This window comes from Croceitalea dokdonensis DOKDO 023, assembly GCF_001306415.1.
In the GTDB taxonomy this organism is placed as follows: Bacteria; Bacteroidota; Bacteroidia; order Flavobacteriales; family Flavobacteriaceae; genus Croceitalea; species Croceitalea dokdonensis.
Genome location: NZ_LDJX01000002.1, coordinates 587,132 through 602,484, shown reverse-complemented (window position 1 = coordinate 602,484; position 15,353 = coordinate 587,132). Strand labels below are relative to the sequence as shown.

The 15,353-nt window shown below is 42.9% G+C and carries 14 protein-coding genes; 4 read left to right on the top strand and 10 right to left on the bottom strand.

Going from position 1 to position 15,353, the window contains the following annotated elements:
- Positions 1 to 144 precede the first annotated feature (144 nt).
- Positions 145 to 2,343: a catalase/peroxidase HPI gene (gene katG / locus I595_RS06180; RefSeq protein WP_054558708.1), complete on the top strand. Its 2,199-nt coding sequence runs from the start codon at positions 145 to 147 to the stop codon at positions 2,341 to 2,343.
- Between the two features lie 155 nt (positions 2,344 to 2,498).
- Here the strand turns inward: katG and I595_RS06175 are convergent, their stop codons facing one another.
- The 5 genes from I595_RS06175 to I595_RS06155 form a co-directional block, all read right to left on the bottom strand.
- A complete protein-coding gene (locus I595_RS06175; protein WP_054558498.1) occupies positions 2,499 to 2,840 on the bottom strand; it encodes a VOC family protein in 342 nt (113 codons plus the stop codon).
- 169 nt (positions 2,841 to 3,009) lie between these two features.
- A complete protein-coding gene (locus tag I595_RS06170) occupies positions 3,010 to 4,467 on the bottom strand; it encodes a vanadium-dependent haloperoxidase (protein ID WP_054558497.1) in 1,458 nt (485 codons plus the stop codon).
- Positions 4,468 to 4,806: 339 nt separating this feature from the next.
- Positions 4,807 to 6,885 (bottom strand): TonB-dependent receptor family protein, encoded by a 2,079-nt coding sequence (locus I595_RS06165; protein ID WP_054558496.1) that lies wholly within the window; start codon positions 6,883 to 6,885, stop codon positions 4,807 to 4,809.
- On the bottom strand, positions 6,886 to 7,089 hold the full coding sequence (locus I595_RS06160; RefSeq protein WP_054558495.1) for a hypothetical protein: 204 nt from the start codon (positions 7,087 to 7,089) through the stop codon (positions 6,886 to 6,888).
- A 17-nt stretch (positions 7,090 to 7,106) separates the two neighbouring features.
- Positions 7,107 to 7,664 (bottom strand): DUF3575 domain-containing protein, encoded by a 558-nt coding sequence (locus I595_RS06155; RefSeq protein ID WP_157449662.1) that lies wholly within the window; start codon positions 7,662 to 7,664, stop codon positions 7,107 to 7,109.
- Positions 7,665 to 7,799: 135 nt separating this feature from the next.
- Here I595_RS06155 and I595_RS06150 point away from each other — a divergent pair, with 135 nt between their 5' ends.
- Positions 7,800 to 8,561: an exodeoxyribonuclease III gene (locus tag I595_RS06150; RefSeq protein WP_054558706.1), complete on the top strand. Its 762-nt coding sequence runs from the start codon at positions 7,800 to 7,802 to the stop codon at positions 8,559 to 8,561.
- A 64-nt stretch (positions 8,562 to 8,625) separates the two neighbouring features.
- Positions 8,626 to 9,666 carry an NADP(H)-dependent aldo-keto reductase gene (locus tag I595_RS06145; RefSeq protein ID WP_054558494.1) on the top strand — a complete coding sequence of 347 codons (1,041 nt, stop codon included), beginning with the start codon at positions 8,626 to 8,628 and terminating at the stop codon, positions 9,664 to 9,666.
- Positions 9,667 to 9,700: 34 nt separating this feature from the next.
- Here I595_RS06145 and radA read toward each other — a convergent pair whose 3' ends face one another.
- From radA to panC, 5 genes are read right to left on the bottom strand one after another with little or no spacing between them, the layout of a single operon-like run.
- The gene (gene radA, locus I595_RS06140) at positions 9,701 to 11,062 is read right to left on the bottom strand and encodes a DNA repair protein RadA (protein ID WP_054558493.1); all 1,362 of its coding nucleotides are present in this window, start codon (positions 11,060 to 11,062) and stop codon (positions 9,701 to 9,703) included.
- 55 nt (positions 11,063 to 11,117) lie between these two features.
- Positions 11,118 to 12,260, bottom strand: coding sequence for an alpha/beta hydrolase (locus tag I595_RS06135; RefSeq protein WP_054558492.1), 1,143 nt, complete (start codon positions 12,258 to 12,260; stop codon positions 11,118 to 11,120).
- 10 nt (positions 12,261 to 12,270) lie between these two features.
- Positions 12,271 to 13,236 (bottom strand): lysylphosphatidylglycerol synthase transmembrane domain-containing protein, encoded by a 966-nt coding sequence (locus I595_RS06130; protein ID WP_054558491.1) that lies wholly within the window; start codon positions 13,234 to 13,236, stop codon positions 12,271 to 12,273.
- A 2-nt stretch (positions 13,237 to 13,238) separates the two neighbouring features.
- Entirely contained in the window at positions 13,239 to 13,589 is a 351-nt protein-coding gene (panD, locus tag I595_RS06125; protein ID WP_054558490.1) for an aspartate 1-decarboxylase, read from the bottom strand.
- Between the two features lie 5 nt (positions 13,590 to 13,594).
- A complete protein-coding gene (gene panC / locus I595_RS06120) occupies positions 13,595 to 14,437 on the bottom strand; it encodes a pantoate--beta-alanine ligase (protein ID WP_245628245.1) in 843 nt (280 codons plus the stop codon).
- Positions 14,438 to 14,543: 106 nt separating this feature from the next.
- Here panC and I595_RS06115 point away from each other — a divergent pair, with 106 nt between their 5' ends.
- The gene (locus tag I595_RS06115) at positions 14,544 to 15,353 is read left to right on the top strand and encodes a glycogen/starch synthase (RefSeq protein ID WP_054558488.1); all 810 of its coding nucleotides are present in this window, start codon (positions 14,544 to 14,546) and stop codon (positions 15,351 to 15,353) included.

The window sequence follows — 15,353 nt, the reverse complement described above, 5'->3', positions numbered from 1 at the left end:
TATAATCAAAAACAATACTCAAAGGAACTGAGTATAGGCATTACCAATGTTAATATAACGCAAAAAAATAAAAGAACGGTTTTTTAGATGAATAAGAGCATTACTTTTAAGGGTCTAATTGTACAAAATAAAAATCTATATACTATGAGTGATCCACACAATGGAAATGGAGACATCAATAAATGTCCCTTTTTTGCTGGTACAACCAAAAAAACGGCTGGTCAAGGCGTTAAAAACCGTGATTGGTGGCCCAATGAGTTAAAACTGAATATTCTACGCCAACATTCAGAAGCCTCAAATCCCATGGGGAAAGATTTTGATTATGCGAAGGAATTCAACAGTATTGATTTTGCTACATTAAAAAAGGAAGTCACAGATTTAATGACCAATTCCCAAGATTGGTGGCCTGCGGACTATGGGCATTATGGTGGTTTTATGATACGGATGGCATGGCATAGTGCCGGTACCTATCGTGTGGGTGATGGCCGTGGTGGTGCCGGAGGAGGTAACCAAAGGTTTGCGCCGATCAATAGTTGGCCAGATAACGGAAACTTGGATAAGGCGAGGTTATTGCTGTGGCCCATCAAAAAGAAATATGGACGTAAAATTTCCTGGGCAGACTTGATGATTCTCGCCGGAAACTGTGCCTTGGAATCCATGGGCTTCCCAACCTATGGCTTTGCCGGTGGCCGGGAAGATATCTGGGAACCGGAGCAAGATGTATATTGGGGTAGCGAAACGGAATGGGGCGCCAACGAGGAACGTTATTCTGATGGGGAATTGGAAGGTCACCTTGGAGCTGTAATGATGGGTTGGATCTACGTAAACCCAGAAGGACCCAACGGTAATCCAGACCCAATGGGTTCTGCCCATGATGTTAGGGAAACGTTTGGACGTATGGCCATGAATGATGAGGAAACCGTTGCTCTGGTTGCTGGTGGGCATACCTTTGGTAAAGCACATGGTGCCGCGGATCCAAATACATATGTGGGTGCAGAACCTGCTGGCGCATCTATTGAAGAAATGAGTACTGGATGGAAAAACACCTATAAATCAGGAGTGCTACAAGATACCATTACCAGTGGAATAGAAGGCGCTTGGACACCCAATCCTACGAAATGGGATGCAGATTATTTTGATGTATTGTTGAACTATGACTGGGAATTGACCAAAAGTCCTGCTGGTGCACACCAATGGACACCAACAGCGGAATCTAAGGCTAAAATGGCACCTACTGCAGACGGCAGCGGTAAGCAGGCCTTAATGATGACAACTGCGGATATTGCGTTGAAGACAGATCCAGCGTATCTAGAAATATCAAAACGCTTCCATAAAGACCATAAGGCCTTTGAGGACGCCTTTGCCCGTGCATGGTACAAATTAACACATAGGGATATGGGGCCAATTGATCGTTATTTAGGTCCGGAAGTGCCTAGTGAGGAATTATTATGGCAAGATCCGGTTCCCAAAGTAAACTATACTCTGAGCGAAGCGGATATCAGCTCGTTGAAAAAAATGATTGCGGCATCTGGTCTAAGCATTTCCCAAATGGTGACTACCGCTTGGGCATCTGCTTCAACCTTTAGAGGTTCCGATAAACGTGGTGGTGCCAATGGTGCCCGGATTCGTTTAGAGCCTCAACGCAGTTGGGAGGTTAACAACCCTGCTGAGTTAAATAAGGTTCTAAATGTTTTGGAAGGAATCCAAAACCAATTTAGTGGTGAGGTTTCCATGGCAGATTTAATTGTATTGGCCGGGAATGTTGGTGTGGAAGAGGCGGCCAAAAAGGCGGGACACGAGGTACGTGTTCCATTTAGCCAAGGCCGTGGCGATGCCAGCCAAGAACAGACGGATATAGAATCTTTTAATTACTTGGAGCCCTTGGCGGACGGATTCAGAAATTACATCAAGTCCGATTTGCAAATAGCTGCCGAGGACCTTTTAGTGGATAAGGCCAACTTGTTGACCTTGACCGTGCCTGAGATGACCGTGTTGGTGGGAGGTCTCCGTGTATTGGGGGCCAACTATGATGGTTCTAACCATGGGGTGTTTACCGATAATGTAGGTACTCTTACCAACGATTTTTTTACCAATCTTTTGGATATGACCTACACTTGGAAGGCCACTTCTGAAGATGATCGGTATTTTGAAGGCAGCCATAGAATTACAGGTAATGTAACATTCACCGGTACACGTGCCGATTTGATTTTTGGTTCTAACTCAGAGTTAAGGGCCATTGCAGAGGTATATGGAACAGATGATGCCAAAGATAAATTTGTGCATGATTTTGTAGCTGCATGGGTCAAGGTAATGGATTTAGACCGCTTTGATTTAAGAAAATAGGCGATACTGTTGCTATGAAAAAGAAGGCATCCTGATGAAAATCAGGATGCTTTTTTTATGGCCCATGCCCTAGCCAACAATTAAAATAACTGGGGACATGTCCCGCCACAGAACCTTATTGTCAAAACATGCCTCTTGGGGATTCCTTGTAACATTTATGACGCATTGCACCAGACAGCAAGTTCATTACCTGAGGGGTCTAAAAACTGAAAACGTTTTCCTCCCGGAAAAGAGAAAATATCAACGGATATTGTTCCACCTGCTCTAAGGACGTTCTCTTTAACAGCTTCCAACTGATCATGATGCAACACCACTAAGACTCCATTGACTATGGGTTCGTTGGTAAATTCAAAACCACCCTCAACACCACTATCTGTAAAAGCGGTATACGTAGCACCATAATCTGTGAACGTCCAGCCAAAAACAGCACTATAAAATGCTTTGGTAGCGTCAAGGTCAGTGGATTTAAATTCGATATAATTGATAGGGATGCTCATAAATTCTTCTTAGTTTAACTTTGGTAATGTACGCCAGATAGTATTTAGGGACTGTGGTGTGGTGATACCGGTGGAACCGAGGGCAAAACAGGGTGGAAGGGTTATGCCTTCAGATCTAAAAAAGCCCCGGCCAGAAATAGGCACTATTTTGGTCACTAAGCCAAGCTCGCTATTCTTCACCAACATGTTTTTTGTAAAATTTCCAGACTTCATGGGCTACATCACGGCCTAATTTTAGCCCCGCAACATTATCGGCTTGTATGTGGTAACCGCCCATTACCCTAGACATTCCCGCCATTTCAGCCGTTTCTGTAAAGGTAGGGAAGTGGATGGTCACTGTTTTGCCCAAATCATCTGGCTCTGTTAGCGCACCCGCCACCAGTTCCACATGTTCGCCAAATTCATCACTGCCCGTCCATAGTTTTAAGGCTTCCGCACAGCCTCCACTAATGGTACTATGTCCGGAAGTATAGCTTGGGAATGGCGGACATAAAAAAATATCTGGCGAATAAGGGCGCCACTGGTTACCGTCCATTTCTATCATTCCCTTACCAGGGCCTCCCCAAGCGGTTATGGTCTGGCCTCCATAATATTCATGTACCAAGGCATACGGCCTAGCATAGTCATAGAACATTTTGGAATCCCAGGATGCAATAAAGGCATCCATGGCTACAACCTGGTTATAAAAGTACATTTTAACATCTTGGTCAAGGGTGTGGTGATCCCTTCGGGAAACATCTTGGGCAAACTTTAACCAATGCCCCGCTTGTTGCACGGACTGGGGACCATCGCGCATGAATTCTACCAAAGCCTTTTCTTTATCCGTTAGGTTGGCCTGCAGTTCCACAACCTCGGCAATCTCTTCTTGTAATTGTTCAGAGCCTACCAAGGGTGGAGGGCCCGGTCTAAACTGGTCCCCTGACTTAAGGGCAATTGGTTTTACCTTGTTCCAAAATGGGGTCAAACATCCTGGCGCAAATTTTCCTCCCTTACCATCAGAAAAGTATTTTGGCTGCCAGCGGTTAATGTCCACATTGGTATCGGCAGAATTTACCGGTTCATAACCCACGTAGTTAAAGTATGGCTCACCATTGGAGCCTTCTTCTTCTCCATACTGGTTGGCACCATCATTTTTTCTGGCCTCAATGACAGCCTTTGCAGCTAAGTTGCCAATGCCTACGGCCGTGGTGGCATCCAATGAGTTGTCATCGGGGTCAAGACCAAGTTCGTCTTTCATGAATTTTTTAAACAGCGCACTGTCTGAGTAATAATATTCTTGTAGGGTTCTCAAAGCCGCGTAACTGATGGCTACTTCCTTGTTTGCTATACTTCTTTCGGCGGCTGCCCGTCTTTCCACTCCAGATAAATACACCGGAGTCGCTTTGGCATCATAGCGGGACCACGCATCAAAAACAGCGGTAAATATCAGCCCCAGATAGCGCGAGGTTATGGTTGGTCTGGGGGAAAACCGTTCCGTGTCCAAAGCAGTGGCTTCCAAGGCCATTTCACCCCATTTATAAGCAATGTTGTCCGCTCCCTGTGGTTGTTTTTCAATGGTTTCCTTTGGCGGTTGTTTGCATCCAATAAAAACAGTCATAAAAATAAGTACAGCAATGTATTTTTTCATTTATTCCTTGTTTTAGTGCGATTTGACTTAATAAGATTCGTTGTCCATTTTAAACGGTCTAAACAACAACATATCAGTGCTATTTTGAGGAACGAAACATAGTATGGCAAACAGTTTTTAATCTTCCTAATTTTACTCTAGACCTGGCCGCCGGCAAGCAAATAAAATTTTATTTCCTACATCAGTATTATTTCCTCCTTAGAATTGTTTTAAAGTAGGATGAACTTAAAAATGGAAAAGATACACTATCAATTCACTTAGTGTTCCAACCTCCTCAATCGATGACTATCCAACTGACAAAACATATCAAAATCCACAACAGATTCAAAAATAAAAAAACTACAACATATAGTTGAGCCTTACACCTGCAAAGAAATTACGAGCATTGCCAGGATAGAAGAACCTGGGTTCTGCACCGTTGAATCCGCGTGCATTGACCAGCACCGATTGTGCGTAGTTGAGATTAAACAGGTTGTTTATTCCAACATGTAACCCGATGCCCAGCTGTTTGGAAAGTGTGAAATGATAGCGGCTTAAAAAGTTATAAACGTTAAAGGCATCACTACTTAAAGTGTTGGCATCGTTCAGCAGCATAGCATCAACAAATTGATGTGTAAGGTGAATCACAAATTTGTCTGCCTTCCTTAATGTAATGCCAGAATTCAAGCGGTGTCTTGGCACACCGGCCAGGGCGTTACCAGAAAAATCGTTGTCCCCGTCTACAAAATCGATAAAGGTATGGTTGCTAAAACTGTAGCCAAACCTTGGCGAAAGCAACCAGTTGGCGCCCAGTTTTTGATGGTACCTAAGGTCTAGTTCAATACCTTGATGTCTGGTTTGCCCCGCATTTCTTCCAATAAATTGATCTTGGTCCAATCTTTCTGCTACCAAAAGGTCCTTAATATTCATTTGGTACGCAGTTATCCCCATATGCAATCTATCTGCAAACCATGTGAACTCTCCTCCAAATTCAAGGTTCACTCCCTTTTCTTGCTCTATTTCTGGATTGATGACGCCATCTGGGGTCAACGTTTCCTCAAGGCCGGGATTGGAGAATCCACGCCCAATATTGGCAAATAAACTCCCTTTTTTAACGGTATAGGCTAACCCCAAACTAGGTAGGACAATGGGGTCAAAATCCCTTGTGGCCGATGTATTGTCCGTTCCTTGGTTAAACAAGTCCCTAAAATCAAAACGGGTAGTGTTCCAAGCCAGACCACCTTGGGCCGTTAACCGTTTAGTGATGGCCAAGGTGTAGGTGGCAAAAAAATTCCACTGGCTACGGAACTCTTTGTTATCACTTATTTGGTTGCCTTGCAAACTCCCGTTGCCATTATTGTCCCGAAATTCGTTTTCAAAGGTGCTCCAATTATATTCATCACGGTAGAGTTCCGTGCCAAGGGTGAGGTCCCCTTGCCCTAGTTTGCCTTCCAGTACGGAACGGAACCCAAAACCATTGGTAAATTCGTCCAAAATATTGAACGGCCTTGGTTCATAATGGTCTAAATAGGTGTAAAAAATTCCAGTCGTAGCTTTAAACCCATTTTTGAAAAAGTGGCTATGTGACACCCCTGCCAAGGTATATGCATTGCGTTCAAAACCCCTTGCTGCCAACCAGTTGGCTGCGGCGCGCCTAGGGTCTTCCCTAAAATCTGTAGCGTTGATGGCACTGGGTATTTCCGCGGAATAACCAATATGGTTCACCAAAAAATCCAGTTTTCCTTTTGGATAAAGTTTTACAGATGAGGTTAATAACAGTCCGTTCCGTTCAAAACTATTGTTTTGCCTAAAGCCATTGGTCTGCAAATGGTTATAGCTTAGATTCAGGTTAAAACCTTGTTCAGAATGCCTAAAGGACAGGTTATCCTTGACCATATGATAAGAACCAAGGGTGAAGGTGTTGTTCAAAAAAGTGGTGCCCACCTCGGGGGCCTTGGTATTCAATAGGATTGCACCACCCAGATTGGCACCTAATGAGGTGCCTTTAGGACCTTTTACCACTTCTATACGGCCCATATTTTCAAAATCATAGGCTTCTATGGCGGAAACACCGGTACCGTTGGTCACCGGAATTCCATTGAAATACATCCGCAACTTGTCCGTACCAAACGGCGTTCTTGCACCAACGCCCCTAATGGTGATGCGGTTGGTGTTCAGTGCCCCTGACAATACGTAGAGACCTGTAATTTCATTTAACCCGTTCGCAAAATCTATAGGACTGTATTGTTCTAGATCTTTAGTGCCCAAACTTGAGGAGGGGGTAATACCAATGGCCTTTTTTTTGATAAACTGTTCTAGCAGTATTACTTCATCCAGGCTGGTGATGCTATCAGCTCTTTGCTGGCCGTAGGTTTTTGGAACAAAAAAGAGTGCGCATAGGATAAAACAAAAAGGGAGTAAGAATGTGGGTCTGTGCATTCAATCTTGACCTTTACGGATAGACATTAGGATAAAAAACGCTCCTATAAAACCTAGGAGCATTCCCATTAAAAATAAGATGCCGTAGTAAAACATTGCTCCCTTTAGATAATAGGTAATAAGGCCAAGGGTGGTGCACAGGATACCACTAAAGGCAAATGCCCGCCCCTTATTATACGTGCTGGTTTTTTGCGGCTTTTTCATTGTTTTAAAGGTAAACCTTAGAACCGATAACCCAAGGAAATACCGCCCCTACCAACAATTTCCGTAAAGGAACTGTTGCCGAGCAAGTTTCTGCCGATACCTCCATAAACTTCGGCCACAAAGCCTCTTTTGGTCACAAACTTCCCCCCAAGGGAAATTCCAAGGGCAAAATCGGTATACGTTTCCGTGCGTTCCGTACCTGTTTGTGTTACTTCATTAAAATCAAAAAAATCATCCTCGCCGGTATTCAGCATGCCAAAACCTTCGACAAAAAAGCCTTTGGCATAACCTTTGGAAAAATATTGTCTATAGTAAGGAGTCAAAGAAAAAGTACGGTATTCATCATTGATTTCGCTATCGGAAAAGCTTGCCAAAATACCAATGCCAAAAGAGGATTCTTCATTGATCAGGTATTCATAAGAACCGTCCAAAAATGAAAAAGCAATGAGATTGGAAGCGTTGAGCTTAATCTCATTTTTTGCTGAGTCCCCATCCATATTGTTTTGTTGTGCGCTAGTGGCCAAGGAAATAAGTAAGCTAAATGCCATAAAAAATTTAGAAAATTTAGTTGCCATTGGAGTTTGTGTTTGGGATTTAAGTTTAGGTACAAGGTAGTATTTAATTTTAATACCTATGCCTTGGTAAGCCATGCTTTTTGGTTGTACCGTTTCTTTGGAGCCTAAACAATGTCTATTTTTAACAAAAAAAGAATGAAAATAGCTTCTTACAATGTCAACGGTATACGTGCTGCCCTAAAGAAAGGTTTTATAGAATGGTTACAGGCCGTTGGGCCAGATGTGATTTGTCTTCAAGAGACCAAGGCCATGAAAGAGCAGCTAGACCTAGGGGTTTTTGCCGAGGCCGGCTATGGGCATACGTACTGGTACAGCGCACAAAAGAAAGGGTATAGCGGGGTAGCGCTTTTATGTAAAAAGGAACCCGATCATGTGGAATATGGAACGGGGATAGCGTATATGGATTTTGAAGGTAGGAACATCCGTGCGGATTTTGGTGATATTTCCATCATGAGCATGTACTTACCATCCGGCACCAATATGGACCGGCTGGAGTTTAAACTAAAATACATGGCCGATTTTCAGAGATATGCTGACGAGTTGCGTAAGGAGCGGGAAAATCTTATCGTGTGCGGAGATTATAACATCTGTCACGAGGCCATTGATATCCATGATCCCGTAAGAAACAAGAATGTTTCCGGTTTCTTGCCCGTGGAACGGGAATGGATGGGCAATTTTATTAAAAGCGGGTTTGTGGACAGTTTCCGAAACTTTAATCCAGAACCGCATAACTACACTTGGTGGAGCTATAGGGCCAATGCCAGAAACAACAATAAGGGCTGGCGCTTGGATTATGGGATGGTCAACGACTCCTTGAAAGAGCGGTTACACCGTTCCGTGATACTTTCCGATGCAAAGCACAGTGACCATTGTCCTATTTTATTGGAGGTGGAATAAACTCGCGAGATTAGGGAAAGACCTAATCAAAATCCTTAATTTTACAGCAAGATTTTCAGTTTTTATGAAGTATACCCGCATACCAAATACCAATATTAGAGTAAGTAAAATTTGCTTGGGCACTATGACCTGGGGTAGGCAGAACAGTGAGGAAGAGGGACACCAACAAATGGATTATGCCTTGGAGCAGGGCGTTAATTTTTTTGATACTGCGGAGTTGTATCCCGTGCCCGCCAAAAAAGAACTCTATGCCGTTACAGAGGAAATTATTGGTAATTGGTTCCAAAGAACTGGAAACCGGGAAAAAGTGGTATTGGCCAGTAAAATTGCGGGGCCAGGTGATTACACCAAGCACATCAGAACCACTGGGTTCAGTAAGGAATCCATCACTTCTGCGGTAGAAGGAAGCTTAAAGCGGCTACGTACAGAGTATATAGACCTTTACCAATTACATTGGCCAGAACGGAATACCAACTTTTTTGGTCAACGGGGTTTTAATGCCGATAAAGCTGATTTTTGGGAGGATAACATCCACCAGATATTAGAGACCCTGAGGGATTTGGTGCAGGCAGGGAAGATTAGGCACGTAGGCTTATCCAATGAAACCCCGTGGGGAGCCATGCGTTATCTGGAAGAGGCCAAAGTACACCAAGATTTGCCTAGGATGCTCACTATCCAAAACCCCTATAGTTTATTGAACCGCTTGTTTGAGGTTGGCTTGGCAGAAGTGGCCATCCGTGAAAAAATAGGCTTATTGCCCTATTCTCCACTAGGTTTTGGCGTTTTGAGCGGGAAGTATCTTGGCGGGAAAAAACCAAGAAAAGGCAGGGTGACCCTATTTCCAAATTTTAACCGTTATAGTAATGAAAATGCGGTAAGGGCCACGGAAAGATATTTTGATCTTGCCCAAAAACATGGACTGTCCCTCACGCAAATGGCTCTTGCTTTTGTAAACAGTAGGGCGTTTGTGACCAGTAATATCATTGGCGCCACCACCATGGAACAGTTAAAGGAGAACATAGCAAGTATCAACGTGGAATTAAATGATGAGGTGCTCAAGGGGATACAGGAAATCCATGAAAATATTCCCAACCCGTCTCCTTGATATCTTCAAATCAAGGGTATTTAAGGCCAGCCACTCAGCCAAAAAGCTCTATCACAATCTGTTCAATTTTGGAAGCTAATTTCACTTGGATAGATGTTTTTTTAAGACCTATTTTATTGTTTTTGGAAACATAAATGGTGTGAAAGCCCAGCTTTTCAGCTTCCATGATACGTTGGTCTACCCGTTGCACTGGTCTTATTTCACCAGCGAGACCAACCTCTGCCGCAAAACAAACCCCCTTTTCAATGGAGATGTCGCTATTGCTGGATAAAATGGCCGCAATAACGGCCAAGTCTGTGGCTGGATCATCTATGGAAATTCCTCCCGTGATATTTAAAAAAACATCTTTGGCCGCAAGTTTAAACCCAGCGCGCTTTTCCAGCACCGCCAATAGCATGTTCAACCGTTTGGCATTAAACCCGGTAGCAGAGCGTTGTGGGGTTCCATATACCGCGGTGCTCACAAGAGCTTGGATTTCTATAAGCAACGGCCGCATCCCCTCAACGGTGGCTGCAATGGACGTACCACTTAAATCCTGGTCGTTTTTAGAAATCAATACTTCAGATGGGTTGTTGACCTCCCTAAGTCCGCTGCCCTGCATTTCATAGATGCCCAGCTCTGCCGTGGAACCAAAGCGGTTTTTTAAGGAACGCAATATGCGGTATACGTAATTGCGATCTCCCTCAAACTGGAGCACGGTATCTACCATGTGTTCCAATATTTTTGGACCTGCAATGGTTCCATCCTTGGTGATATGCCCAACAAGAATGACAGGGATACCGCTTTCCTTAGCAAATTTGATCAGCTCTGCCGTACATTCCCGTATTTGGGATATGCTGCCCGCGGCAGATTCTATATAATCCGTATGTAGTGTTTGTATGGAATCGATGACCACAATATCTGGCTGTAGGGCCAAAATCTGTTGAAAAATGTTTTGGGTCTTGGTCTCCGTAAGGATAAAGCAGTTTTCCGCATTGGGATGGATACGGTCTGCCCGCATTTTTATTTGTTTTTGACTTTCCTCTCCAGAAACGTACAGGGTTCTGTATTGCAGTTTAAGCGCAATTTGGAGCAAGAGCGTACTCTTTCCTATCCCAGGTTCCCCGCCCAACAAGGTTAATGAACCAGGAACCAGGCCACCGCCCAGAACACGGTTAAATTCGTGGTTTAAGGTGTTTAGCCTTATTTCCCTATCGTTGCTGATGTCTTTTACCAATAAGGGTTTAGATACTTTTTGTTGCCCAGTGGAAGATGGTTTCCACGCTTTCTTGTCCTCTTTTTGTACCACTTCCTCCACAACGGTGTTCCATTGTTTGCAGGAAGAACACTGCCCTATCCATTTTGGATGTTGTGCACCACAGTTTTGACAGAAATAAGCGGTCTTTACCTTTGCCATTTTATCTGGTTGGAGTTTGGCTAAAGATAAGTGTAATGTTTAAAAATAAAGCGTTTTAATAGCCGAAGTCAGCTTTTAGGGCATCTATTTTATTGAGTGCCATGTCCTTGGTCAAAAAATCAATTTCATTCATTTGAAACGCTTTTTCAAAAGCTTTAAAAGCTTTTTTGGGCTCCCCGATCAGTTCTAAATATTCTCCTTCAAAATAGAAGCCCAACATGGTTTCGGGAAATTGCGCCTTACAGATTTCGGACAAGGGTTTCATGGATTCATAATCTTCCTTTTTTAAGGATGCTGCATAAATGGCCATGATATCATTAAGAAGTACCTCTTTTTCAAATCCGAAGAGTTTTTTGATCATATCGTATTTGTTGGTCAAATAATCTATTGCAGGTTCTTGGGAAAGTAAGAGTTCCTTCTTGTATTCCGTTTTGCTTATCGGTCTAAAACTTTTAAAAATATTGTCAAAGGCCTTGCTGATGCCATAGGCCGCGATGGCCACATGGTCTGGTTCTTCATACTGGTCAAAGAAATAATGGATATTCTCTTTTTGTATGGAGGCGATCGCGTTGTTCATTTGAAGCAGACGTTGCCTGTGGTCCGTAGTTTCCTTTTCCAACACTAAATTGTAAAAAATTTCTTTTTCATGGTCCAGTAACCTGGATGGCACCCTATTTTCCATTTCTGGTGCGAGTAGGGGAGAAATTGTTAAATAGGCATTGAACAGTGAACGTTCCTTAAAAAGAAAGTAATTGCTAAAGTTGGCCGTGATATCATAACCTACGATCATTTTAAACGGGGCTGTGCTATAGTTAAGGTCCAGATAAGGAATTAGCTCCGTGCCTATAAATTCGTAGAATAGTTTTGCTTTCTCATCCGGTAGGCCACTTTCTTCATCAAAGGCACAATCATACCACCGAAGTTCCTCCTTGCTTTGGTGAATGCCAGCCACAATGGCCTGCGGCATTCTGCCTTGTGAACTATAAAATTTGGTGTTTGCCACTACGATATCAAAAAGGTAATCCGCATCCAAAACAATAATTAGAGGGTATTTTTTATCTTCTGTGTAGTCTTCTGGGTAATAGTAGGAGACGTCCCGTCTTTCTTGAAGTTTAAACGACTCAAAAATTTCTTTGGTTACCTGTGCCTTGGCACTAAGGCATACCACACCAATAAAAACGAGTAAAATACGGGTCATGGGTCTAGGGTTATCGGTTTCTGTTCAATAACGGTAACAGTAGGAATGATATTGCCCCAAAAACCACCACCATCAGGGTTTGGGAAATCCACATAATCCACCCAAACGCTTTTCCAGAGGTGTCCGAGATGTCAAATAAAGCAAGCGCTGCTGCAACGGCGATAGGATAGGCTCCAATGCCACCATTGGTGGCGGTCATGGCAAAGGCCCCTGCTACAAAGGCTACTAAAAGCTCTGAGAAATCTAGGGAGATGGTGTCCGTTACCGTGAATTTTATGACCCAAAACATACCAACATAACATGCCCAAATAAATATGGTATGCGCTATAAACGCCCATTTATCCTTCATTTTTAAAATACTGGAAACACCATCTAGCAATCCGGATAAGAACGATTTGATTTTAATGGCGAGGCCAGATTTTGATTTCCTGATAAGCTTTACCACAATGAACAGTCCAAAAATACCAAGGAACAACACAATACCTGATAGCAATAGCCCAAATCCACTTGCATTGAGATAAGAGACGATGATGTCCGTTTGCAGTGCCAACGTAATGCCGATGACCAGTAGGAGCATAATGAGATCAATGACACGTTCTGTTACAATGGTACCAAAGCCTTTTTCAAACGGAACCTTCTCATAGCTGGTAAGTGCCGTGGCCCGTAAAAATTCCCCTGACCGGGGAATGCCCAGATTGGCAAAATATGAGATAAAAACAATTAATAAATTGTTGCTGATGCGAGGGCTGTATCCCAAGGGCAACAATACATAGTTCCAACGGATGGCCCTGGAAAGATGGCTTAAAAACCCAATGAGTATAGAAAGGCCTATCCATAAAGGATTGGCATTGCCAATGTTTTCTATAATTTGTTTACGGTCCTCCACTGTTGTGGATTGGTAGGAGTACCAAACCAAAAAAATCCCTAATGCAATGGGGATGATTGTTTTTAAGGCTTTTTTGGTCGAGTTTTTCAAAGCTAGGTCAATAGGTTATTCTCCTCGTTCGGGAAAACCAATGATGGATTAAAAGTCTTTGCCTCCTCAAAATCCATTTGTGCGTAGGTAATTAAAATGAGTACATCACCCACGGCAACTTTACGTGCTGCTGCGCCATTTAAGGTAATTTCACCAGAATTTCTAGGTCCGGGTATGGCATAGGTTTCTAGGCGCTCCCCATTGTTGTTGTTTACAATTTGCACCTTTTCTCCCCTAATAATATTTGCAGCATCCATTAAGTCCTCATCAATGGTTATACTGCCAATATAATTTAAATCTGCCCCAGTGACCTTTACCCGGTGTATTTTTGATTTTACTACTTCTACGTACATGACTTTTAGTTGAGGGCCATGTTATCTATGAGCCGAACGTCTTCTACATAAACGGCAACAAAAGCCCTATATTTTAGGTTTTTCTGTTTTGCTTGTATCGGGGTTAGGGTAGTCTCATCCACAATTTCAAAATATTCCAATCTAAAGCCTTCTGCTTTGTTAAAGACTCCCAAAGCCCAATCCTTTATTTCTTGAGCATTTTCCGTGCCAAATTTTAATTTGGCAGTCAACAGCGTTTGGTGGATGAAACCCGCTTGCTCCCTAGCCTTTGCAGACAACCTTTCGTTTCTGGAACTCATGGCCAGGCCATTGGGTTCCCTTACAATAGGGCAGCCAACAATGGTTACGGGAAGATTTTTTTGTGCAACCACATTTTTTATGATTTGTAGCTGTTGAAAATCCTTTTCCCCAAAATAGGCCCTTTTGGGGGCAACAGTGCGCAGCAAAAGTTCTACTATGGTGGCAACCCCTTGAAAATGGCCTTCCCTGAACGTTCCTTCCATAACTTTGTCCAAACCGTTAAATTTATAGGATGCGGCCGCAACTTGTCCGTCGTACATATCATCCTTATGGGGCGCAAATACAGCTAGATCACCAGGAAGGTCTTCCAAAAGGGCGATGTCTTTTTCTAGATCGGCGGGGTATTTCTCCAAATCGTTCCGGTTGTCGAATTGGGTAGGATTGATAAAGATACTGACGATTACGGTCTCATTTTCCACAAGTGCTTTTTTGATAAGCGACAAATGCCCAAAATGCAATGCGCCCATAGTTGGCACAAGGCCTAGCGAATGATTGGGATCTAGCGTGTTTAAAAACCCATGTAATCCCCTTTTTTGTCTTAAAACCATCATAATCAAGCTGCAAAAGCGTGCAAAAATACCATAAATACTGGTAATCTGTATAAATTTCGTATTTTTGCGGCTACGTTTTTTTCTAAAAGTTAAACTACCTTTTATGACTGGCAAAAAGATATTGTTTGTATCTTCAGAATTAGTACCCTACCTACCAGAGAACGAGGTCTCTTTAATGTCCTATGAATCCCCAAGAATGGTCAATAGCAAAGGGGGCCAAATTAGGATTTTTATGCCTAGATATGGCAACATAAATGAAAGAAGACATCAATTACATGAGGTGATTAGGCTTTCGGGAATGAATTTGGTCATCAATGATATGGACATGCCCTTGATCATTAAAGTAGCTTCAATCCCTAGGGAAAGAATACAGGTATACTTTATAGACAACGAGGAATATTTTAAAAGAAAGGGAACTTTTAAGGACAAAGAGGGGAACTTGTTCCCTGACAATGATGAACGGGCCATATTTTTTGCAAAAGGCGTTGTGGAAACCGTTAAAAAATTAAATTGGGCTCCGGACATTATACATGTCCATGGATGGATGTCCTCTTTACTTCCACTCTATTTAAGGGAGTATTACGCAGATGAACCCATCTTTGCGGACAGCAAGATCGTAACCTCCGTTTACCAAAAAGGCTACGAAGGCAGCCTTAACAAAGAAATGTTGGGAAAAATAGCATTTGATGGCATCGCAGAGGACAAAGCCCAAGCATTGAGTGACCCGGACTATAATAATTTGTTAAAGGTGGCAGTGGATTATTCCGATGCCATTATTTTAGCCTCGGAAGGGGTGTCACCAGAACTGGCAGAACACATTTCCAAAGCGGGTAAGCCCACCTTGCCTTATGTTTCCTTTCAGGAAACGGAGGAGGCCTACACCAATTTCTATAATACAGAGGTTTTAAAGTAA

Excerpts from the sequence above, each read along its gene's own strand:
- panC (WP_245628245.1), bottom strand. The coding sequence starts at position 14,437 with ATGGTTTTAAGACAAAAAAGGGGATTACATGGGTTTTTAAACACGCTA.
- I595_RS06150 (WP_054558706.1), top strand. The coding sequence starts at position 7,800 with ATGAAAATAGCTTCTTACAATGTCAACGGTATACGTGCTGCCCTAAAG.
- I595_RS06145 (WP_054558494.1), top strand. The coding sequence starts at position 8,626 with ATGAAGTATACCCGCATACCAAATACCAATATTAGAGTAAGTAAAATT.
- I595_RS06155 (WP_157449662.1), bottom strand. The coding sequence starts at position 7,664 with ATGGCAACTAAATTTTCTAAATTTTTTATGGCATTTAGCTTACTTATT.
- I595_RS06175 (WP_054558498.1), bottom strand. The coding sequence starts at position 2,840 with ATGAGCATCCCTATCAATTATATCGAATTTAAATCCACTGACCTTGAC.
- I595_RS06160 (WP_054558495.1), bottom strand. The coding sequence starts at position 7,089 with ATGAAAAAGCCGCAAAAAACCAGCACGTATAATAAGGGGCGGGCATTT.
- I595_RS06170 (WP_054558497.1), bottom strand. The coding sequence starts at position 4,467 with ATGAAAAAATACATTGCTGTACTTATTTTTATGACTGTTTTTATTGGA.
- I595_RS06165 (WP_054558496.1), bottom strand. The coding sequence starts at position 6,885 with ATGCACAGACCCACATTCTTACTCCCTTTTTGTTTTATCCTATGCGCA.
- katG (WP_054558708.1), top strand. The coding sequence starts at position 145 with ATGAGTGATCCACACAATGGAAATGGAGACATCAATAAATGTCCCTTT.
- panD (WP_054558490.1), bottom strand. The coding sequence starts at position 13,589 with ATGTACGTAGAAGTAGTAAAATCAAAAATACACCGGGTAAAGGTCACT.
- radA (WP_054558493.1), bottom strand. The coding sequence starts at position 11,062 with ATGGCAAAGGTAAAGACCGCTTATTTCTGTCAAAACTGTGGTGCACAA.
- I595_RS06115 (WP_054558488.1), top strand. The coding sequence starts at position 14,544 with ATGACTGGCAAAAAGATATTGTTTGTATCTTCAGAATTAGTACCCTAC.
- I595_RS06135 (WP_054558492.1), bottom strand. The coding sequence starts at position 12,260 with ATGACCCGTATTTTACTCGTTTTTATTGGTGTGGTATGCCTTAGTGCC.